Source organism: Neisseria sp. P0021.S007, from assembly GCF_051956855.1.
The window spans coordinates 1-476 of the sequence record NZ_JBQCXA010001463.1 but is presented as its reverse complement, the minus strand read 5'-3'; the positions used below and the strand labels follow the sequence as shown (position 1 = coordinate 476).

General features: G+C 54.2%; 1 pseudogene. It reads left to right on the top strand.

Features of this window, described 5'->3' with window-relative positions:
* Positions 1-476 (top strand): annotated as a pseudogene (locus tag ACTHUR_RS19710) (glutamine--fructose-6-phosphate transaminase (isomerizing)); the annotation flags it as partial.

The window sequence follows — 476 nt, the reverse complement described above, 5'->3', positions numbered from 1 at the left end:
CGCCTCAAAGCCTTGGGTTACACCTTCGAATCGCAAACCGATACCGAAGTCATCGCCCACAGCGTCAACCACGAATACACACAAAACGGCGGCAAACTGTTTGAAGCCGTACAAGCTGCGACTGCCCGTTTCCACGGCGCATACGCTATTGCCGTTATCGCACAAGACAACCCTGAACAAATGGTTGTTGCGCGCATGGGCTGCCCGCTGTTGGTGGCCTTGGGCGACCAAGAAACCTTTATCGCTTCCGACGTATCCGCTGTGATCGCCTTTACCCGCCGCATCGCTTACTTGGAAGACGGCGACATAGCCCTGCTGAACGCAAACGGCATCGAAAAACTGCTCGACAAAACCGGTGCGCAAACCGAACGCGCGATTAAAGTGTCCGAATTATCTTTGGCTTCTTTGGAGTTGGGCCCATACAGCCACTTCATGCAAAAAGAAATCCACGAACAACCCCGCGCCATCGCCGATAC